The organism is Centipeda artemidis DSM 19719 (assembly GCF_000426665.1).
Taxonomy (GTDB): Bacteria; Bacillota; Negativicutes; order Selenomonadales; family Selenomonadaceae; genus Centipeda; species Centipeda artemidis.
Genome location: NZ_AUFU01000007.1, coordinates 36424 through 58549, shown reverse-complemented (window position 1 = coordinate 58549; position 22126 = coordinate 36424). Strand labels below are relative to the sequence as shown.

The 22126-nt window shown below is 58.3% G+C and carries 18 protein-coding genes; 16 read left to right on the top strand and 2 right to left on the bottom strand.

Translation table 11 applies throughout. The features are described from left to right. Positions 1–73: 73 nt before the first annotated feature. On the top strand, positions 74–1141 hold the full coding sequence (locus K341_RS0105460) for an L-threonylcarbamoyladenylate synthase (protein WP_009349204.1): 1068 nt from the start codon (positions 74–76) through the stop codon (positions 1139–1141). Between the two features lie 90 nt (positions 1142–1231). Here the strand turns inward: K341_RS0105460 and K341_RS0105455 are convergent, their stop codons facing one another. Further along, positions 1232–2020, bottom strand: coding sequence for an Rpn family recombination-promoting nuclease/putative transposase (locus K341_RS0105455; RefSeq protein WP_009349203.1), 789 nt, complete (start codon positions 2018–2020; stop codon positions 1232–1234). A gap of 187 nt (positions 2021–2207) precedes the next feature. On the opposite strand from K341_RS0105455, the gene K341_RS0105450 reads away from it, so the two are divergent. From K341_RS0105450 to K341_RS0105440, 3 genes are read left to right on the top strand one after another with little or no spacing between them, the layout of a single operon-like run. Continuing rightward, positions 2208–4196, top strand: coding sequence for a type I restriction-modification system subunit M (locus tag K341_RS0105450; protein WP_009349202.1), 1989 nt, complete (start codon positions 2208–2210; stop codon positions 4194–4196). 12 nt (positions 4197–4208) lie between these two features. Further along, a complete protein-coding gene (locus tag K341_RS0105445; RefSeq protein ID WP_009349201.1) occupies positions 4209–4880 on the top strand; it encodes a restriction endonuclease subunit S in 672 nt (223 codons plus the stop codon). An 11-nt stretch (positions 4881–4891) separates the two neighbouring features. Continuing rightward, a complete protein-coding gene (locus K341_RS0105440; protein WP_026762123.1) occupies positions 4892–7909 on the top strand; it encodes a type I restriction endonuclease subunit R in 3018 nt (1005 codons plus the stop codon). 80 nt (positions 7910–7989) lie between these two features. Here K341_RS0105440 and K341_RS0105435 read toward each other — a convergent pair whose 3' ends face one another. Further along, on the bottom strand, positions 7990–9150 hold the full coding sequence (locus K341_RS0105435; RefSeq protein ID WP_009349199.1) for an FprA family A-type flavoprotein: 1161 nt from the start codon (positions 9148–9150) through the stop codon (positions 7990–7992). Between the two features lie 253 nt (positions 9151–9403). Here K341_RS0105435 and K341_RS0105430 point away from each other — a divergent pair, with 253 nt between their 5' ends. The 12 genes from K341_RS0105430 to K341_RS0105375 all read left to right on the top strand — a co-directional run bounded on the left by K341_RS0105430 (position 9404) and on the right by K341_RS0105375 (position 22087). Further along, positions 9404–9943, top strand: a complete 540-nt coding sequence (locus K341_RS0105430) for a 3'-5' exonuclease (protein WP_009349198.1) — start codon at positions 9404–9406, stop codon at positions 9941–9943. Between the two features lie 33 nt (positions 9944–9976). After that, positions 9977–10216: a hypothetical protein gene (locus tag K341_RS0105425; protein ID WP_026762122.1), complete on the top strand. Its 240-nt coding sequence runs from the start codon at positions 9977–9979 to the stop codon at positions 10214–10216. Positions 10217–10283: 67 nt separating this feature from the next. Further along, positions 10284–11165, top strand: a complete 882-nt coding sequence (gene glyQ, locus K341_RS0105420) for a glycine--tRNA ligase subunit alpha (RefSeq protein WP_009349196.1) — start codon at positions 10284–10286, stop codon at positions 11163–11165. Beyond that, positions 11162–13225 (top strand): glycine--tRNA ligase subunit beta, encoded by a 2064-nt coding sequence (gene glyS / locus K341_RS0105415; RefSeq protein WP_026762121.1) that lies wholly within the window; start codon positions 11162–11164, stop codon positions 13223–13225. The genes glyQ and glyS overlap by 4 nt, the downstream gene beginning before the upstream one ends. A gap of 167 nt (positions 13226–13392) precedes the next feature. After that, positions 13393–14109: an energy transducer TonB gene (locus K341_RS0105410; protein ID WP_026762120.1), complete on the top strand. Its 717-nt coding sequence runs from the start codon at positions 13393–13395 to the stop codon at positions 14107–14109. Positions 14110–14208: 99 nt separating this feature from the next. Further along, positions 14209–16377, top strand: coding sequence for a TonB-dependent receptor (locus K341_RS0105405; protein WP_026762119.1), 2169 nt, complete (start codon positions 14209–14211; stop codon positions 16375–16377). 139 nt (positions 16378–16516) lie between these two features. Then, entirely contained in the window at positions 16517–17548 is a 1032-nt protein-coding gene (locus tag K341_RS0105400; protein ID WP_026762118.1) for a FecCD family ABC transporter permease, read from the top strand. Continuing rightward, positions 17545–18552, top strand: a complete 1008-nt coding sequence (locus K341_RS0105395; RefSeq protein ID WP_026762117.1) for a FecCD family ABC transporter permease — start codon at positions 17545–17547, stop codon at positions 18550–18552. Before K341_RS0105400 ends, K341_RS0105395 begins: the two co-directional genes overlap by 4 nt. Before the next feature lie 18 nt (positions 18553–18570). Next, entirely contained in the window at positions 18571–19371 is an 801-nt protein-coding gene (locus K341_RS0105390) for an ABC transporter ATP-binding protein (RefSeq protein ID WP_026762116.1), read from the top strand. Beyond that, the gene (locus K341_RS0105385; protein WP_026762115.1) at positions 19368–20474 is read left to right on the top strand and encodes an ABC transporter substrate-binding protein; all 1107 of its coding nucleotides are present in this window, start codon (positions 19368–19370) and stop codon (positions 20472–20474) included. The genes K341_RS0105390 and K341_RS0105385 overlap by 4 nt, the downstream gene beginning before the upstream one ends. Positions 20475–20609: 135 nt before the next feature. Beyond that, on the top strand, positions 20610–21287 hold the full coding sequence (locus tag K341_RS0105380) for a hypothetical protein (protein WP_009349188.1): 678 nt from the start codon (positions 20610–20612) through the stop codon (positions 21285–21287). Between the two features lie 167 nt (positions 21288–21454). Next, the gene (locus tag K341_RS0105375) at positions 21455–22087 is read left to right on the top strand and encodes a phosphoribosylanthranilate isomerase (RefSeq protein WP_026762113.1); all 633 of its coding nucleotides are present in this window, start codon (positions 21455–21457) and stop codon (positions 22085–22087) included. Positions 22088–22126: the final 39 nt, after the last annotated feature.

Below are 22126 nucleotides of genomic sequence, written 5' to 3'. Positions count from 1 at the left end.
TACGCCGAACGATAATTAAGAAACTGCATCGCTTTATGCGCACAGCAACACATTCGGAAAGGAGGAACGCGCCATGCAAACGCAAATCATATCTCCCGTACGCGATGCGGACATTGCACATGCCGCGCAGATGATTCGTGACGGCGCGCTCGTCGCATTTCCGACCGAGACGGTCTACGGGCTCGGGGCGAACGGGTTGGACGTGGCGGCTTGTGCGCGCATCTACGCGGCGAAGGGGCGTCCTTCCGATAACCCGCTCATCCTGCATATCGCCGACCTCTCCATGGCGGCGGATGCGGCGCGCATCGTCACACCCGCCGCGGCGCATCTTCTCACGGCGTTTGCGCCCGGCCCCATCACCGTGATTTTGCCAAAGGCGGCGCATGTTCCGGACATCGTGACGGGGGGGCTCTCGACCGTCGGCGTGCGCTGTCCCGACCATGACATTGCGCGCGCCCTCATTCGTGCGGCGGGCGTTCCCATCGCCGCGCCGTCCGCGAATACCTCGGGGCGTCCCAGTCCGACGACGGCGGCGATGGTCTCAGACGATCTTGCGGGGCGCATTCCGTGCATCCTCGATGGCGGCGCGTGCCGCTGGGGGGTCGAGTCCACGATTGTGGACTGTACGGAGGACGGGATCGTGACCGTCCTGCGCCCGGGCGCCGTCACGCGTGAGATGATTGCGGCGGAACTGCCGCAGATGGAGGTGCGCGTCGATCCTGCGCTCACGGCGGCGGATGCCGTGCCGCGTGCCCCGGGCATGAAGTACCGACATTATGCGCCGCGCGCATCACTCACCGTCTATACGGGCGCGCCCGATACCGTGACGGCGGCGCTCCGCGCAGAGATTCTGCGGCGCAGGGCGGAGGGGACGCAGGTCGGGCTGATTGCATCTCGGGAGACCTGTGCCGCGCTCACGGGCCTCATATCGCCCGCGTATGTTTACGCCTGCGGCGCACGCGGCGATGATGCCGCGTATGCGAATTGTCTTTACGATGCACTCCGCCGGTTTGACAATACGGACGCCGGGGCGCTCCTCGCCGAGGGGACGGACGAACACGGGCTTGGACTTGCCGTCATGAACCGCCTGCGCAAAGCGAGCGGAGGAAATATAATCATTGTAGGAGAATACGTATCCTAAAGAAAACTTATCAACAAAAGAGACTGATGCACAGATATTTGTGCATCAGTCTCTTTTACTTGTTAAAATTTGCCGGGCTGTTCAACAGCGTCAATTCTGTATCATCGCCGCATACTTTGCGCGGTCGTTTGACGGAATCCCCAAAGCGTCCATTGCTTTTTCAAGAGACAGATTTAGGTCCTTCATGAGGTTTTTGAGCGCGGATATTTGTGTCTTTTCTGTACCTTCGGCTCTGCCTTCTTTGCGCGCTTCGGCGCGGGCTTCGATCAGGTCGTCATTGATGCTCATTAGGAAATTCATATATAGCTCCTCCTTTTCACCGTTTTCCTTGAGTCGTCGGATCTCTTCGTCGATTTCCCGAATAAAGGGGCTGTCCCCGAGGATGCCGTTCATGTAGTTCAGGAAATCGTTGACCTCGGGATCAATATCGTCCGTCGGTTTTCCGGCGGAACTGAGGAATACCTTCGTCATGCCGTCCTGTAAGGTCAGATTTTTATCCTCGCGGCAGGTATTCTCAAACGTATAGACGCGCCGCTCGCCGCCCCACAGCGGGAAAGGGCAGAAGAAAATCACATAGGCATCGCCGAGGTCTTTGTATGCTTCCCCCGTCGTGAGGAAGTCAAAATCGATGGTCGTTTGATAAAAACGGCTGCGCCTGCCGATTTCCCGTGCGCCGTAATTGCGCACCTGCATCTCTAGGACGAACCGCGAGCCGGCAGTATCGGCGACGAATACGTCGAGACGAACGCCCTTGCTCTCATGTGTGCTCTTGAGTGGATATTCGTTTTCGATGTAGGCAATATCTTTCACCTCGATGCCGAGTACCCGCTCAATGAGGTGCTTGCAAATACGTTTGTAACTCATGATGAGCTTGAACATATAGTCGTCGGTGATGGTCAGATCCCGCCATTTTTACGCTGCATCAAGGGGCATCCCTCCTCGTACCAATTTTACCATAAATCGCGCCGCCTCGCTAGATATATCGACTGCATCGCACAATTTAGGATTGTTTTATTTCGCCTAATCTGTATAATAAAACGTATACCAAGATGAAAGAGGAACGGCAATGGATCATCAAACGCACAACGCAATCGTCAGTTTTATCTGGGGGATCGCAGACGAATGTTTGCGCGATATTTATCAGCGCGGGAAGTACCGCGATGTCATCCTGCCGATGACCGTCATTCGCCGGCTCGACAGCGTACTCGAGGAGACGAAGGGAGCGGTGCTCGCGGCCAAGCGCAAATTCGAGGACGCACATGTGGACGTCCCGCCGGAAACCCTCTGCATCAAAGCGGGACAGGCGTTTTACAACGACTCTCCCTTTTTGCTCAAGGATCTCACGAGCCGTACAAACGAGCAGAACCTGAAAGCTGATTTCATTGCGTATCTCAACGGCTTCTCTCCGAACGTACAGGAGATTTTGGATAAATTCAAATTCCGCACGCAGATTGATACCATGGACGACGCGGGCATCCTCGGCGCAGTCATCGAAAAATTCACCGCCTCGGACATCAACCTCAGCCCCTATCCGATCTATAAGGACGCGGAGAAAAAAGATGTCCTGCACCCGGGGCTTGACAATCACAGCATGGGTACGATCTTTGAAGAACTCATCCGCAAATTCAACGAAGACAATAATGAAGAGGCGGGCGAGCACTGGACGCCGCGTGATGTCGTAGAACTCATGGCAGATCTCATCTTCGTCCCCATCCGTCATGAACTCCTAGACGCAACGTATTCCTGTTATGACGGCGCGAGCGGTACGGGCGGAATACTCACCGTCGCGCAGGCACGTCTGCAGGAGCTTGCCGAGGAGCACGGCAAGGCAGTCTCCATCCACCTCTACGGACAGGAGGTGAACCCTGAGACCTACGCTATCTGCACCGCGGATATGTTGCTCAAAGGGGACGGCGCTGAAGCGGGAAACATCAAATACGGCTCGACGCTCTCCGAGGATCATCACGCAAAGATGTACTTTGACTTCATGCTGTCCAATCCGCCCTACGGTAAAAATTGGAAAGCCGACGCTACCAAAATGGGCGGGAAATCGGACATCAAAGACCCGCGGTTTCGCGTCACACTCGCGGACGGAGAACGCCTTGCCGCATTCCCGCGCGTGAGTGACGGACAGCTCCTCTTCCTGCTGAACAACATCGCGAAGATGAAGCAAAATACAAAGCTCGGCAGCCGTATCGCCGAGGTGCACAACGGATCGTCCCTCTTTACCGGGGATGCAGGCAGCGGCGAGAGCAACGCGCGCCGCTTTATGATCGAGAACGACCTTGTTGAGGCGATCATCGCCTTGCCGGAGAATATGTTCTACAATACGGGCATCGGCACCTACATTTGGATTCTGTCGAACAAAAAAGAAAAGCGTCGCAAAGGGAAGATACAACTCATCGACGCGACCGCGATGAAGTCGCCGCTCAGGAAAAATCTCGGCAAGAAAAACTGCGAATTTACTCCCGAGCTTCGTGCGGAGATACTGCGCATCTTTTTGGCATATGAAGAAAGCGACGTCAGCAAAATATTTGAGGGCAAAGAGTTCGGCTTTTGGTCGGTGACCGTGGAGCGTCCCCTGCGTCTGCGGATCGAACGGGAGCGCACACTCCCCGCGGGACTGTTCGGCACTGCCGAGGAGCGCGCCGCCTACCAAAGGGCGCTCGATACCGCGCCGCTTGACGACTGGACGGCGTTTGCAAAGGCGACGGGACTGAAGCCCGCCCTGCTGAAAAAACTGCGTCCCCATATCACCGTTAAAGATCCTGCGGCACAGCCTGTCGCGGGCGAAGCCGACTCCGCGCTCCGCGATACCGAGAACGTCCCGCTGAACTATCCGGGCGGGATTGCGGCGTTCATCGAGAACGAAGTGCGCCCCTATGCGCCCGACGCCTATATCGACGAGAAGAAAACTGAGATCGGCTATGAGATTAGCTTCACGAAGTATTTTTATCGACCGTTGGAGCTAAGGAAAATTGATGAGATTGTTCATGATATTCGTGTTGTGGAAGATGCAAGCAATAGACTACTTAACGCTGTACTCAACTATTGAGGAAATGATAGAATGAAGCGATACAAAACCTATAAAACAACAGATCAATCGTGGTTGACAAATGTGCCAAAGCATTGGGGATATGTGAAGTGTAAAACACTATTTGCAACGCAAACAGAGAAAAATAAAAATAATGAAGAAGGAAATATACTGTCATTGACACTGCAAGGCGTCGTCCGAAATAATAGGGAGAAACCTATTGGATTAAGTCCAAGTGATTACCGAACCTATCAAATCTTTGAAAAAGATGATTTGGTATTTAAGCTCATTGACCTTGAAAATATTTCTACCAGCAGGGTGGGACTTGTTCCTGAGCGGGGAATCATGAGTTCTGCCTATATACGTCTGTCTGCAAAATGCGATATTAATACAAGATATTTTTATTTTCAATACTATGACTTGTGGTTGAGACAAATCTTTAATGGTCTTGGGGCAGGTGTACGTCAAACCCTATCCGCGAATGACTTGTTGAACATAAAAATTGTTGTCCCGCCACGTGACGAGCAGGATCAAATCGTGCGCTATTTGGATTCGAAAATATCTGCGATAGATGCGGGGATTTCAAAGCTGGAAGAACAAATCAAATGCTTGAAAGAACTCAAATCAACACTGATCTCCGATGTCGTCACCGGAAAGATCGACGTTCGGGACGCCGAGATCCCGACAAATCCGTCCATGGAATAGGAGGATGCGCGATGAGCTGCACGAATACGAAGGAGAGCGGGCTGGAGTCGCTGATTGTTTCATATCTCACCGACCGGAACGGCTATGAGGAGGGGACGAACGCCGACTACAACGAGGCGTTCGCGGTCGATGAGACGCGGCTCTTTCGCTTCCTTCGGAAGACGCAGGCGGCGGAGATGGAAAAGCTCGGCGGTCTCGCGGACGAGCGGGGGCGGCGTGCCTTCCTAGGGCGGCTCTCCTCAGAGATCGCAAAGCGCGGCATCGTGGATGTCCTGCGCCGCGGCATCAAGGATCGCGCCGCACACTTCACGTTCTACTATGTGACGCCAACGGAGGGGAACGCCGAGGCAAAGGCACTCTATGATGAGAATATTTTCAGCGTGACACGTCAGCTCCGCTATACGGCGGGGGCGCGGCTCGCGCTCGATCTCTGCATCTTTGTCAACGGGCTGCCGCTCATCACGATGGAGCTAAAAAACAGTCTGACGAAGCAATCGACGGCGGACGCGGTGCGGCAGTACCGGGAGGATCGCTCGCCGCGCGATCTGCTCTTTTCGTTCAAGCGATGCATGGTGCATTTTGCCGTGGACGACCGCACCGTCATGTTCTCGGCGCAGCTTACGGGTAAGGCGTCTGTGTTCCTGCCGTTTAATAAGGGATATCAAGGGGGCGCGGGCAATCCGCCGAATCCCGCGGGGCTGATGACAGACTATCTGTGGCAGGATATTCTAACGCGCGCGAAGCTCTCGCGCATCATCGAGGGCTATGCGCAGCTCGTGAAAGAGACGGGGGAAGGCAAGGGGGAGAAGATGATCTTCCCGCGCTATCATCAGTTCGACTGTGTGGAGCGTCTGCTCGCGGATGTGCGCACGCATGGGATCGGTAGGCGGTATCTCGTGCAGCACAGTGCGGGGAGCGGGAAGTCGAACTCGATCGCGTGGCTCGCGCACGGGCTGGTCGGTCTGATGCGGGACGGGCGTCCGATGGTGGACTCGGTGCTCGTGGTGACGGATAGGCGGATTCTTGATCGGCAAATTCGCGAGACGGTGAAGCAGTTCATGCAGGTGAGGAGTACTTTTACGTGGGCGAAGCGCTCCTCTACGCTGCGCAAGGCGATCGCGGACGGCAAGCGGATCATCGTGACGACGATCGAGAAGTTCCCCTACATCGCGCAGGCGATGAACGCGTCTCTTGCAGGGCGGCATTTTGCCATCATCATCGACGAGGCGCACGCGGGGCAGACGGGGCGCAATGCGGCGCAGATGAATCGGACGCTCGCGGGCGGCGAGGGCGCTCTCGCGACCGACGATGAGGACAAGATCAATGAACTGATGGAGTCTCGGAGACTCCTCCCGAATGCGAGCTATTTTGCATTCACGGCGACGCCGAAGAATAAGACGGAAGAGCTATTTGGGATGCGCTATGAGGAGGACGGCGCGATGATGCACCGTCCGTTCCATGTCTATACGATGAAGCAGGCGATCGAGGAAGGCTTTATCCTCGATGTGCTGAAGAATTACACGACGGTTGAGAGCTGGTATCGTATCGTCCGGACGGTTGAGGACGATCCGATGTTTGATACGAGGCGCGCACAGAAGAAGCTGCGCGCATTCGTCGAAGGAAAGAGGAATGTTATCGCGCAAAAAGCGGCGGTGATGGCGGAGCATTTTTGCGCGTCGGTGGCGCGGCGGCTCGGGGGTAAGGCGCGCGCGATGATCGTGACAAGCAGCATCGAGTGTTGCGCCGCTTACTATCGGGCGGTGAACGATGCGCTCGCAGCGGAGGGACGTTCCTATCGTGCGCTGATCGCGTTCTCGGGGGAGCATGAGGGCGTGACCTGCGCCGAGATGAACGGTTTCCCCGATACGGATATTCCCGCACGGTTCAAGGAAGATCCCTATCGCATTCTCGTTGTGGCGGACATGTTCCAGACGGGATTTGACGAGCCGCTCTTGACGGCGATGTATGTGGACAAGAAGCTCGCGGGGATCTCTGCGGTGCAGACGCTCTCACGGCTGAACCGGGCATATCCCGGCAAGCGCGAGGTCTGTGTGCTCGACTTTGCGAATAACGAGGGGGACGTCGCCGACGCTTTTGCAAAGTACTATCGGACGACGCTGCTCGCAGGGGAGACCGATCCGAATAAGCTCCACGATCTGATCGCGGTGATGGAGGGCTATGAGGTCTATGCGGGGAGCGATGTGGAGCGCGTCGTGCGGCGCTTCCTTGAGGGAGCGGAACGCCCGCTGCTCGATCCGACGCTTGATGCGTGTGCCGCGCGTTATATGGAGCTAGAGGTGGGGGAGCAGATCGCGTTTAAGTCGGCGGCAAAGAATTTTGTCCGCACCTATCAGTTCCTCGCGATGATTCTCTCCTCCAGCAATGCGGCGTGGGAGAAGATGTCCATCTTTTTGCATCTGCTCGTGCCAAAGCTGCCCTCGCCCCCGGAGGAAGATCTCGCGGAGGGCATTCTAGAGACGGTTGACCTCGGCAGCTATCGGAACGCGGCGCGGGAGGCGATCGCGATCCTCTGTGCGGATGAGGATGCAGTGCTCTCGCCCGTGCCGACGGGATCTGCGGCGCATCCGACGGCGCCGGAGCTCGATCCGCTCTCTGAGATCGTGGCGGCGTTTAACAAGTCGTTCGGCAATATCGTATGGACGGAGGACGACGAGGTGCGGCGGCAGATCTATTCGCTGCCAGTACAGGTGGCGCAGGACAGAGCCTATCGGAACGCGATGAAAAACTCGGATGCGCAGAATGCGCGCACGGAGAGCGACCGCGTCCTTCAAGACATTATCTATAAGAACATTGAGGACTATTTGAAACTCATCCTACATATGCAGTCGACGCCGGGATTTGAGGATCGGCTGAGAGATTTTGTATTTGATACGACTTACAACGGTGGCGGCGTGCCGCGCGTGCCGACGCTACCCTACGATCCGCACGAGCCGGAGCGCTACGCGCCCTACGCGGAGCAAAGCAGAGAAGCGGCGGATCGCGAGGATAGGTTCGGCAAGCGATCTTGAGAAATCTCACATAAAAAGACTGCTGCACGTTGGCCAATGCGTTTGTGCAGCAGTTCGGATCTTCAATTTAGGCTTCCATTTTACAATGCGAGAATCTGATCGCGCAGGGCAGCGAGCTGTTCGCTCGAGGGGACGTAAAGCATGCGTACCTTGTCGAGGACGATTTCGCAGCCTGTGCCCTTGAGCTCATCCTCTATCTGCCCAATGCTCTGCCCGCCCCAGCCGTACGAGCCGAAGGCAAAGGCTTTGCGTCCTTTTGGAGCAAGCCCCTTCATGTAGCAGAGGAAGCCGCCGATGGTGGGGAGCATGTTGTTGTTGAGCGTAGGGGAGCCGACGGCGAGGTAACGGCTCGTGAGGACGTCGGTCATGATGTCCGCGTGTGTGTTGCACTTGATGTCGTAGTAACCGACGGACATGCCCTTGTCGATGAATGCCTCGGCGATGGCGTGCGCCATCATCTCCGTGGAGTGCCACATGGTGTCAAAGACAATGACGGCGCGATCCTCGGTCTCGCCCGTCGACCACTGCTTATAGTGCTTGATGATCTCGGGGATATGCGAGCGCCAGATGATGCCGTGTCCCGTGGCGATGAGCTCCATATCGAGCCCGTGGAGCGCTTTGAGCGCCGCCTGTGCTTGATTGCCATAGGGGAAAAGGATGTTGGCGTAGTATTTTTTCGCCTCCTCGCAGACGATGGCGAGATCAGTGTCGTCATCGTAGCGCGTGCCGCTCGCGAGGTGCTGACCGAACGCGTCGTTCGAGAACAGAATTTTTTCCTCGGGGCAGTAGGTGACCATACTGTCCGGCCAGTGGAGCATCGGCGTCGGGATGAATTGCAGGGTGCGCTTGCCGATGGAGAGCGTAGAACCCGCCTTGACCGTCTCGTAGGGGAGGTCGCCGTAGTACGCCTTGAGCCCCTTGAGCCCATTCGGCGCGCTCGTGATGACCTTCGCGTTCGGGGCGAGCCGCGAGATGATGGGAACGGTGTGCGAGTGATCCGGCTCGACGTGGTTGGAGATGATGTAATCGATACGCGAGGGATCGATGACTGTGGAGATGCGCGCGAGCAGTTCGTCGTCAAAACCGCGCTTCACTGTGTCGATGAGGGTGATCTTCTCGTCGAGGATGAGGTATGCATTATAGGTGGAACCGCGCTGCGTGTCGTAGCCGTGAAAGCTGCGCATCGACCAGTCAATGGCTCCGACCCAGTAAATATCATCCCGGATTTTGATGGCGTTCATGAATGAGGCTCCTTTCGCTCATAGGCTGATTTGTATTTCCTATAGATATTAGCTATAAATGAGAACTATATTCATAGGTGTATTCTAGCCGAAAAAGCGTACTTTTGCAATAGTAAATTATGCGGGAAAATCCTCTGTTTGTCGGGGTGCAGCGCATCCCGATTTCTTGACAGATGATTTTGCGTAATGTATAATATTTATAACGAAAGTTGTGTAAAATTGGGAGAAAATGACTAGAAAAGGAAGGACCTGCATGTTGGAAAAAATTCTGGTCTTTGATACCGAGACGACGGGCTTTCGGAGTGACGATGAGGTGCTGACGCTCGCTGTGGTGGACGGTGCGGGCAAAACCGTGGTGGACGGGATGTATGCGCCCGTATCCAAGAAGGAGTGGCCGGACGCGGAGAAGGTGAACCGCATTTCGCCTGCGATGGTGGCGGATTGTGCGCCGATTCTTACGCACCGGGCGGAGCTGGAACGGCTTTTCAACGATCCGGAGACCCTGCTCGTCGGCTATAACATTGAGTTTGACATTCGCCTTTTGGGGCAGTCGGGCATCCGCATTACGAATCCAAACCGGCACGATGTGATGCTCGCGTTCTCGGAGATGCGCAAGGTGCCGGATGCGCGGCGCGGCGGCTATCGCTGGTGGAAGCTCACGGAGTGCGCGGAGTACTACCGCTACAACTGGGGGACGACCGAGGCACACGGAGCTCTCGCCGATACGCTTGCGACGCTGTATTGCTATGATCAGATGCGGCAGCCGGTGTATGAGGAGCAAAGTCTCTTTTAGCAGAATTTCCTAATGGGCAGGAGGCGGTGCATCATGGGAAAGACGAGAGCGGAGAAAAACAAGGAACTCGAGCGCGGGCTTCAACGTGTGAAGCAGCAGCGCAGTTCCCGCCAGCGCAAGATCATCGGTACGGCGGTGGTGATGTTCATCATACTGATCATCGTCTGTGCACTGCTTCCCGGCGACGATGCCGCCTATGAGGGACGTTGGGAGAAGCCCGTGAACGACAGACAGTCGAAGATTCTTCAAAGTTTGGAGGAGAATTTCAAATAGTATTTGACGGGAGCGAAACCGCGCATTCTATGAAGGATCGCGGTTTTTTATTGGAGGAGTTGTTTGTATGAAATTCCAAGAGGTTATCCTCGCACTGCAGGAGTTTTGGTCGGGGCAGGGCTGCATCCTTGCGCAGCCGTACGATGTGGAGAAAGGCGCGGGAACGATGAGCCCGTGGACGTTCCTGCGCGTGCTCGGCCCCGAGCCGTGGAATGTCGCCTATGTCGAGCCGTCGCGCCGCCCCGCGGACGGCCGCTATGGGGATAACCCGAACCGTCTCTATCAGCACCATCAGTTCCAGGTCATCATGAAACCCTCGCCGGACAACATTCAGGAGCTTTATCTTGAAAGTCTTGCACGGCTCGGCATCCGCGCCGAGGAGCATGACATCCGGTTCGTCGAGGACAACTGGGAGTCACCGACGCTCGGCGCGTGGGGGCTCGGCTGGGAGGTCTGGCTGGACGGCATGGAGATCACGCAGTTCACCTATTTCCAGCAGGTCGGCAGTCACGATGTGAAGCCCGTCTCGGTGGAGATCACCTACGGGCTCGAGCGCCTTGCGATGTATATTCAGGGCGTGGAGAACGTTTATGATATCGCATGGACGGACGATGTGACCTACGGCGACGTATTTCGGCAGAATGAGTTCGAGCAGTCCACCTATGCGTTCGACCTCTCGGATGAGGATCTGCTCTTTGAGCTGTTCGATAAATACGAGGCGGAAGCGGTGCGCGTTATCGGCGCGGGGCATGTGCATCCGGCGCACGACTATGTGCTGAAATGCTCGCATACGTTCAACCTGCTCGACGCGCGCGGTGCCATCAGCGTGTCGCAGCGTACGGCGTTCATCGGGCGCGTGCGGAAACTCGCGCGGCTCTGCGCCGAGGCGTATCTGGCACAGCGTGAGGCGCTCGGCTATCCGATGCTGAAGAAGGGGGCGAAGGCATGAAGAGAGACTTACTGCTTGAAATCGGGACGGAGGAGATCCCCGCACATGCGATGCCGAACCTTCTGCGTGAGATGAAGCGTCTCGCGGGTGAAATGCTCACGGAGCAGCGTATTTCCTATGATGAGATTCGTACGCTCGGCACGCCGCGCCGCATGGCGCTCATCGTGACGGGCGCGGCGGAGCGGCAGGCGGACGTCAATACGGAGACGCGGGGTCCCGCGATCTCCATCGCGTTTGATGCGGACGGCAACCCGACCAAGGCAGGCGCGGGCTTCGCGCGCGGGCAGCACGTCGCGCCCGAAGACCTCATCCGCCGCGACGGCTACGTCTATGCGGCGGTGCACGAGACGGGCGCGCCGACGGCGGAGATCCTAAAGGAACTCCTGCCCGCGCTCATCCGTGCGATTCCCCTGCCGAACAGTATGCGGTGGGGCGATCTCGACTTCCGCTTCATCCGCCCGATTCGTTGGATCGTCGCGCTCTATGGCACGGACGTCGTACCGTTTACACTTGCCGAAGTGACGAGCGGCAACCGTTCGCGCGGGCATCGGACGCTCGCACCGGAGGACTTTACGATTTCCTGTGCGGCAGATTACGAGACGGCGTGCGAAGCGGCGTACATCATCGCGGATCCCGTGCGGCGGCGTACGATGATCTCTGCGCAGATTGCAGATGTGGCAAAGGCGTGCGGCGGCACGGCGGAGATCACGCCCGACCTCCTCGAGGAGGTGCTGTACCTCGTGGAATACCCGACAGCGCTCAGCGGATCGTTTGAGGAGAAATACCTCGCGCTGCCCGCCGAGGCGGTCATTACCCCGATGCGCGACCATCAGCGGTATTTCCCGGTGAAGGCGGCGGACGGCAGTCTCCTGCCCGTCTTTATCACTGTGCGCAACGGCGGCAGAGAGTACCTTGACGTAGTGGCGCACGGGAATGAGCGTGTCCTGCGCGCGCGGCTCGCGGACGCGCAGTTCTTCTTTGACGAGGATCGGAAGAAATCGCTCGCGGAGCATCGCGAGAAGCTGCACACGGTCGTGTTCCAGCAGGGGCTCGGCTCGATGTATGAAAAGACGGAACGCCTTGCACAACTGGCGGCGTCGGTTGTCGAGGATATGACCGCGGGCGACGACGCAGCATATGAGACCATGGCGGCGGATGCGCGCCGGGCGGCGGAGCTCTCGAAGGCGGATCTCGTGACGGGCATGGTGACGGAGTTCACCGAGCTGCAGGGGATCATGGGACGCGAATATGCCCTCCTCGACGGAGAGAAGCCGGAGGTCGCGCGTGCCATCGACGAGCAGTATATGCCGCGCTTTGCGGGGGATGCGCTGCCGGAGAGCGATCTCGGCTTTGCACTCAGCGTTGCGGATAAGATCGACAACATTGTCGGCACGTTCAGCCGCGGCAAGATCCCGACGGGGTCGCAGGATCCGTTCGGTCTGCGCCGTCAGGCGCTCGGGCTCGTCAACATGCTCATCCTCCATGAGAGCGGCATTCTGCTCTCCGATCTCATAGACGAGGCGTGTGATCTCTATGATTTGGACGATGCGGCGCGGAGCAAGATGCAGGTCGATGTCGCGGAGTTCATTCGCCTGCGCCTGAAGAACGTCCTCACGGAGCGCGGCGTGCGTTATGATGTGCAGGAGGCCGTGCTCAGCGATGTGGATACCGTTGCGGATGTGCCGGTACGTGCCGCCCATGTGGAGCACCTGCTCGCGGCGGACGATGCGGCGGCGATCGTGCAGTCCTTCGTCCGTGTGGGCAACATTGCGCGCAGTGCGTCCACGGGCGCTGTGGATTCTGCGCTCTTTGCGGCGGATGAGGAACGTATCTTGCTGGCGGCATATGAAACTGCAGTGGAGTTGCGCGCGTCCGGGAGCGACGATGATGGGACACTAGCGGTGGAACGCCGTCTTGCCGCTGCCATCGCTGCGTTCTTTGACGCCGTTATGGTCATGGATCAGGACGAGCGCATCAAGGCGAACCGACTGTCGCTGCTGAAATCGATCGACGACTATCTGCTCGAGACGGCGGATTTCAGCAAGATCGTCCTCAATTAAAGGACACAACATACAGAATGATTACGGAGCGACCGATTGAACAGGATGCGGGCGCTCCTTTTTATTTTTAATTAGCAAAAGATGTAATTATGTGGTATTATGACCACGTTAAAAGTGATAGTGTTTCTCATTATGAGATAAGTCTGTCATTTTATGGGGGTATGGCTATGGATATAGCGGGGAAAGAAAAAGTTATCTCGTGGAGCGCATCTATCGGGATTCATTTTGGTCTGTTGATCGCGGCGGCGGCAATGGGCTTGTTTGCCGTGGCTGCGACACCGGATAAACGTCCGATCGATGTGGAGATCTATGATACTGCCGCTCCTGCAAGCGCGCCGGCAGCGGCGGCACAGGCTGCGGCACCGCCTCCGCCGCCGCCGAGCATTGACGACATCCAATTTGAAAAGCCGAAGAAGGAGCCCGAACCGCAGCCGCAGCAGGAGCAGCCGCGCGAGACGCCGCGGCAGAGCGCAGCGGCGAATACGAACGCGAGCAGCACCTCGTCGACGGATACGGGAGCGAACAATGCGTCGACGAACAGCAATGCGAACAACGGCGGTGGGAGCGACAGCAATGCCCCTGCGGGAAACTCGCAATCGTCAAAACGACCGAAAGTACCTCCGCGCAATCTTTCAACGCCTCAACCGGTCTATCCGGAGTCACTTCGCAGTCAGGGAATTACGGGCGTCGTCGTTGTCCGGTTCGTTGTGACGGCGGACGGCAGCGTGCAGGACGCAACAGCAGAACAGTCCTCGGGCTATCCGGAGATGGATCAGGCGGCGATCGCGGCGATCTATAACACGCCGTTTTCACCCGCCCAGAACGAAGAAGGCGAGCCGGTTTCCGCCTATACGAGGATACCGGTTAGGTTCAATCTTAAATAAGCGGGGATACCGCGATAAACGTTTATGCTCCTTCTTGGAAAGAAGGTCTTGGGAAATTTTTGGGAAAATTTGGGAATAGAGACAGGGGAGGGAATACCCGTGCGTTACGAGACGAAAAGATTAAAGAGCAGCATCCGCCTCGCACTCATGACGGCGATTGCCGCATTGCCGATGACGGCGTTTGCGGCGGCGGATGAGCCGGAGGTCTACGACCTCGAGGAAGTTGAGGTTGTCGGGGTACACGAGACGGCGGCATCCGGAGAAAGTGAACAGCCGTCCGTCTATGCAGGAGGTCAAATTGCACGCACGAGCCACCTCGGTGTGCTCGGCGAGCGCGACTTCATGGACGTGCCGTTTAACGTGACAACGTTCAACAGTCAAATGATCGAGAACCAACAGGCAAGCTCCGTCGTCGACGTGATCGCGAATGATCCGTCGGTCTCCGATCTGACGCTCTCGTCGGTGTCGCAGGCGTGGATGATCCGCGGGTTCAAGGCACAGCAGCAGGACACGCAGCTCAACGGGATCTACGGCGTCGCGCCGCGATTCTACGGCGGCATCGAGTATGTGGATCGCGTCGAACTCCTCAAGGGGGTCGGGGCGCTGCTGAACGGTATGGCGCCGAACGGATCGCTCGGCGGCACGGTCAACTTCGTCACGAAGCGTGCGGAGGGGAACAAGGCAAGCGTGACGCTTTCCTATGGCAACTGGGGGCAGTTCACGCAGCACATCGACATCAGCCGTCGCTCCGCAGACAATAAGCTCGGCGTGCGCGTCAATCTTCTCCACAACAACGGCGATGGTCAGTATGACCGCGAGCGCATCAAGACGCATACGGGATTTATCGGCGTGGACTACAATACCGACCGCAGCCGCACGACGTTTGACGCCGGCATCATCAGCAACCGCGTGGAGAATGCGCAGTATCGTCTGCAAATATCCGACAACGTCATTCGAGCGCTTGGTGGAAGTGCACCGCGTGTAGATATCAACACAAACTTTGGCGCACCCGGCACGTTCCGCAAGGTCATCGAGAAGTTCGGGCTCTTGCGTACCGAGTATGACATCGATAAGAATATCACGGGGTATGCGGCGTTCGGTATGCGCATCACGCATCAGGATACGCTGAGCAGCCAGGTATCGCTCCGAAATGCCAACGGATCGCTCCGCGTTGTCCACCGCTACAACAATCAGATCAATAAGGCAAAGAGTGCGGAAGTCGGCCTCAAGGGGAAATTTGAAACGGGGGCGATCGATCATGAGATGACGCTCGCGGCAAGTCTCATGCACTATGACCGCTATATGTTCCAGAACTCTCTTACGGGAAAAGAATATAATACGAATTTGTATCATCTCCAGTGGAGGGATCTTGACAGCTTTCTCGGCCCCTTGACGAAACGCCTGCCGCTGAACGATTCGGAGACGCTGCGCAGCATCGCGCTCTCCGATGTGATGACGACGAAGGACAAACGCTGGACGTTCATTGTCGGCGGACGTTTGCAGCAGATCATCATCGAGGAATATAGGCCCAGGAAGTCCTATGAGGAGTCGAAATTCTCGCCCGCCTTTGCGCTCGTGCATCAACCGACGAAGCGGCTTTCTCTCTATGCGAACTATATTCAGGGGCTCAAGGATGGCGATGAGGCGAATAGTAATGCCGCGAATGCCGGAGAGAAGATGAAGCCGTTTGTCGCCAAGCAGTACGAGATCGGCGCAAAATATGACTTCGGCAAATTTGCGACGACGCTCAGCGCGTTCTCCATCAAGAATGCGGCGATCGTACGGGATCCCGTCACGCTGATAGAATCTGCGGACGGCGAGGTGCGCAACCGTGGGCTGGAGTGGACGTTCTTCGGCGAGCCGAAGGCGGGGACGCGCATCACGGGCGGTATGACGTGGCTGAACGCGCGCTTTGAAAAGACAAGCGGCGGCGTTAATGACGGGAAAATTCAAAGCGGCAGCCCGCGCATGACGGCGGTGCTCGGACTCGAGCAGGATATTCACGGCGTCCCGGGGCTTTCGCTCTCAGCGCGTATGACGTATAACTCTTCGACCTATGCCAATGATGCGAATACGTTCCGCGTCGCACCGTGGACGTGTGTCGATGTGGGCGCACGCTATCGGTTCAAGGCTGGCGGTACGCCCGTGACGGTGCGCGCGGATGTCTACAATGTGTTCAACCGGAACTACTGGCACGCGCTTGATCGCGGCGCGGTATACCTCGGTGCGCCGCGCACGTTCATGCTCTCCATGACGGCGGATTTCTAACATAGAACGCCGGGACAGCATCATATCGTTTCCATGATGACCGGCGTATCATGCGCGTTCGGTGGAGGCACGGCGTCGCCGTGCCTCTCGTCGTTTATACGTGCGTTATTATGTCGTGCATATCGTCAAAGGGGGTACTATGGAAGGCAATACGGCTCCGGTGCGGGCGGCGGGCGGCGGCGTATCTCTTGCGCTCGCCATCTCCCTGCTGCTCTGCGGCGGACTCTTTGCGGCGTGTCTCATGTCGCTCTATATTGGCGCGCAGGATGTGTCTGTTGCGACGATTTTCCGGTCATTCATGGCGTACGATCCGGCGAACGTGCAGGAGATGATCGTTCGGACGCTGCGCCTGCCGCGACTCCTCGCGGCGCTCCTGTGCGGTGCGAGCTTTGCGGTCGCAGGCGCGCTGATGCAGGGCGTGACGAACAACCCGATGGCGAGCCCCTCCATTCTCGGCATCAACGCCGGGGCGGGCTTCGGGCTTGCCGTCTTTATGATTCTCTTCCCGCAGGGGGGACTGAGTTTATCACTCCTCTTTTCGCTTGCGGGGGCGGGGCTTGCGACGCTCGCGATCTTTTTCCTCGCGCAGGCAAAGGGCGCGGGACGCGGCCCCGTATTTCTCGCGCTCGCGGGGACGGCGATCGGCGCGGTGTTCGGCGCGGTGACGCAGGCGATGACGGTGTATTTCGAGGTGGCGCAGGATCTCTCGTATTGGACGGCGGGCGGCATCAGCGGCGTGCGCATGGAGCAGGCGCTCTTTCTCCTGCCGTGGACGACCGCGGGGCTTGCGCTTGCGATGAGCATTGCGCGCTCGGTGACGCTGCTCTCGTTCGGCGAGGAGGTCGCCGTCGGGCTCGGGAGCAAGATCGGGCGCATCCGCCTCGTCGCGGGCGTGACGGTGCTCCTGCTTGCGGGCTCTGCCGTGGCAGTGGCGGGCCCCGTGGGCTTCGTCGGGCTCGTGACGCCGCATATCACGCGTAAAATCGTGGGCATCGACTATCGGAAGGTGATCCCTGTCTCGGCTCTTCTCGGCGCGCTTCTCGTCACGCTCGCGGACATCGCGGCGCGGACGATTCACCCGCCGTTCGAGACGCCGCTCGGCGCGGTGACGGCGCTCATCGGCGTGCCGTTCTTCCTCTATTTGATTCGCAGGGGGAGGAACAGGCGATGAGCGTACTGCAAAAGCGTTTTTATCTGTACAGCCTGTGCTGCACGGTGCTCCTCGCCGTTATGTTCGTTGTGCATCTCGGTTCGGGATTTACGGAGCTGGGCTACGGTGACATCGCGCGCATCCTGCTCGGCGGCGGGACGGCGGAGGAGAATCTGACGGTGTTCGACTTCCGCATGGTGCGCTCCGTGCTCGCCGTCGTCATCGGCGCGGGACTGGCGGTCTCGGGCGCGGTCTTTCAGACGATCTCGCGCAACGAGCTCGCAAGCCCGAGTCTCCTCGGCGTGAATGCGGGCGCGGGCTTTGCGATTCTCCTCTTGGTCTATTTTTCGGACACGGCGGGGAGCGCGTCGCTCTGGGTGCAGCCGCTTGTTGCAACCGTGGGCGCGGCACTCGCAGCGGTATTCATCTACCGCATGAGCTATGAGCGGGGGCATACGCTCTCGACGCATACGCTTGTCCTCATGGGCATCTCGCTGACAGCGGGGATTCACGCCGTCGAGATGATGCTGATCGTGCGACTGAACCCGGAGAAATTCAGTCAGGTCAACACGTGGATCATCGGCAGCATCTTCGGCAGCACATGGTCTCATGCGGCGCTCCTCTTTCCGATCGTCCTCTTTTTGACGCTCTTTTTCTATGTGCGGCGGACGGATCTCGATGTGCTCGCGCTCTCGGACGAGACGGCGATCGGGCTCGGCGTGCCGCTGAACCGCGCGCGATTCGTGTATCTGATGGCGGCGGTCGCGCTCGCGGCGTCATGCGTTGCGATCGGCGGGAGCATCGGCTTTGTCGGGCTGCTCTGCCCGCACATCGCGCGGCGGCTTGTCGGCGTGCAGCACGCGCGCAGCATCCCCATGACGGCGCTCGTCGGCGCGTTGCTCGTGGTGTCGGCGGATTATTTCGCACGCGTCGTGATTGCGCCCGAGGAGATGCTGCTCGGCATCGTCATCGCGCTCGTCGGCGCGCCGTATTTCCTATTTGTCTTGGCGCGCGCCAAGGGTTGAGCGCGGAGGTGAAAATATATGAAACTCACGATAGAACATCTAAAGGCGGGCTATGATACCGCCGTTATCATCGAGGATCTCTCGCTCGAAATTCCCGAGGGGAAGATCACGGCGCTCATCGGTGCGAACGGCTGCGGGAAATCCACGCTGCTCAAGACGATCTGTCGCATCCAAGCGCCGCTCGGTGGGCGCGTGCTCCTCGATGGGGCGGACGTGCATACGGCGAACCCGCGGGAGCTCGCGAAGACGATCGCGATCCTGCCGCAGAATCCTACGGCGCCCGACGGACTCACCGTGCGCGAACTCGTCTCCTATGGCCGCGCGCCGCACAAGACGTCCTTTTTCTCACGGACGATGAAGAAGGATGCGGAGATAATCGACTGGGCGCTCGCCGAGACGGACATGACGGCGTTCGCGCAGCGTCCCATTGGCGCGATGTCGGGCGGGCAGCGGCAGCGCGCGTGGATCGCGATGGCGATCGCGCAGGATACGGAGATCCTCTTCCTCGACGAGCCGACGAGCTTCCTCGACGTGGCGCATCAGATGGAGGTGCTGCGCCTCGTCAAGCATCTGAACGAGGCGTACGGCAAGACGGTCGTCATGGTGCTGCACGAGCTGAACCAAGCGGCGCGGTACGCGGACTATCTCGTGGGCATGTGCAAAGGGGAGATTCTCTACTGCGGCACGCCCGCGGAGGTGTTTCACCGGGAGATGCTGCGCGATGTGTTCGGCATCGACGCGGAGATCATGAACGATCCGCGCGGCGGGCGACCTCTGTGTATCCCGTATTTCATGGAATCGGAGGAGCACGGAGCATGATGCGCGGGAGAAAATTGCTTGCGGCAGGTCTGTGCGTCCTCGCTCTATTTGCGGCGTCCGGGTGTGGACAGCCCGATATTCGCGGGGAGAAATCGGAAAAGGCGCAGGAGACGGTGAAAAAACTGCGCCGGTTCGATCCCGCCGTGCTGCGCGCCGATACGCCGGCGGCGATCGACGCGGAATTTGCCGCGCGGCTCACAGACAAACGCAAGGCGGCGGAAAAGCTTTACCGCGTTGAGGACGGACGGCGCATTCTAAAGCATAAATTCGGCGAGACGGTACTGCCGGACGCGCCCCTGCGCATCGTCTGCATCCGCCTCGAAGATCCCATGCTCGCGCTCGACGCGCCCATGGCCGCCGCCTACGATTTTCCCGCGTACTATCTGCATGAGGAGCTCGCGGCGCGCGGCGTCATGCGCATCAGCATCAACGACGAGAACAAGACGATCAACCTTGAGCAGGTGCAGGCGGCGAAGCCCGATCTCATCGTCATGCGCGACAGCTTCGGCAAGGGAGTTTACGACGACCTCTCGAAGATCGCGCCCGTCGCGGCATTTGACCTGCGCGACTACGAGCGTACCCTGCTCGCGCTCTCGCTCGTCCTCGCGCGTCCCGCGGACGGCGAGGTGCGCCTGCGGCAATTTTACGATACGGCAAAGCGCGACCGCATCCGCATCAAGGGGCATATCGGCGATGCGACGGTCGCGCTCCTGCGCATCATGAACAAGGAAGTGCGGCTCTATCCGTATGCGACGAACGACATCAACAGGTTCATGTACGAGCTGCTGAACCTGCGCCCGCCGCAGATGGTGATCGACATCGACGGGAACGAGCAGAACAACGCGATCTCGCTCGAGCTCCTGCCCGATCTGCAAACGGATTACCTGCTCATCAGCGCGGGATTCGGCCCGAGCAGCAGACAGAGCAGTGCGATTGCGAAAAAACGATTTGCGGCGATGCGGCTCGATCCCCTGTGGCAAAGCGTGCCCGCCGTGCGCGCGGGGCATATGCTCGAGGTGGACTCGATGATCTGGAACGCGCATGGCATCATCTCGCGCGAGCGGGCGATGGATGCCCTCGCGGAGGATATGGAACGGCAATGATACGGCGCAGACGTTCAATTAAAGTTTAATGCCCCCTTCAAGCGCCCTTAACAACAGGTTTCTATACTAATACCATACAAGGAATGACGGAGATCCTTCGATCCCATCGGAGATTTCCGCAGAAAGGTGTGGTTTATGATGAAGAGATCTGTAAGAAAAAACTTGATTGGCATGACGCTCGGCGCTGCGATTCTCAGCGCAAGTTTCGGCTCGCTCGCGTACGCGAACAGTACCGAACAAGGGGGGCATGGAATGCCGACGCAGCAGACAGAGATGAAGATGGACAAACACCCCCAGGTTCAAATGTCTGCGGATGAGCAGGCAAAATATGTTTCGGAGGTCTTTGGCGTCAGTGAAACGGAAGTCAAACAGGAGATTGCGAAGAAGACGGATCTCTTTGACATCGGGCAGGGAGCGATGCTTGCAAAGCTCTCCGGAAAACCGTTCCCGAGTATTATGCAGATGAAGGCAAAGGGGAAGGACTGGCCGCAGATCGTCGACACCCTCGGCATCACGGATAAACAGCTCCAAGCGGGACTAATGGACATGGCGGTACTGCACATCAGTATGCGCGGCGATGTAGATGAAAATACGGCGCGCGACCTTCTGCAGAAGGGCTATGAGCCGCATGACATCGAGATGGCAGGTGTGATTGCGAAAGCCGCACACAAGGATATCCTGTCCGTACTGAACCAAAAGAAGGACAATAAGGGGTGGGGAGAGATTGCCGATGAGTTCGGCGTCGATAAGAATATGCTGAAGTCGGATCGACCGGACTTCCCGCCGATGCGTGATATGCCGGTGAAGAAATAATCCTTCCAAGGATGCCCGGCTGCGGGGACACTGCATAAAGAATATGCAGTGCCCCCGTTTTTCTATGGAAATCCTTTTCATACATTGCCGCCGGTATGTTACGGGGCGCGCTTGTTTGACAAATGTGCCGGACGTCTTTAAGATGGAGACGTGAGGAGGTTATCGCGATGCGGGTCAAGATGTGCGGGATGAGGTCGCTTGCGGCGGCGCGCGCGGCGCGTGATGCGGGTGCGGATTACATCGGATTTATTTTTGCGCGGGAGAGCAGGCGGTATATCACGCCCAAAGATGCGCGCTCGATCTGCGCGGCGGTGGACGTGGTGAAGAAGGTCGGCGTCTTTGTCGATACCGACCCCGCGGAGATGAACGAGATCGCCGCGTACTGCGGGCTGGACTACATACAGCTCCACGGGCATGAGCCTGCGGAGACGGCGCGCCGGGTGGAGCGCCCCGTCATCAAGGCGTACCGCTATGGCGACGACTTCGACGCGGACACGGCGAACGCCTATCCCGCCGAGATCATCCTCGTGGACAGCTACGCGCCGGGGGCGGCGGGCGGAACGGGCGCGGCGTTCGCGTGGGAGGATGCCGCGCGTGAGATCGCGCGCGTGACAAAGCCCGTCCTCATCGCGGGCGGGCTCACAGCGGAGAATGCGCGCGCGGCGATCGAGATCTTTCATCCGTTCGGTCTCGACGTGTCGGGCGGTCTGGAAGAAAACGGGGAGAAATCTATCGCAAAAATCGCAGTGTTCATGGCGGCGGTACGCGCGGGCGCGTCCGAATCCCGTGGGCATGATTGACAAATATGCGCAACTCCACTAAGATAGAGGGGCGCGCCG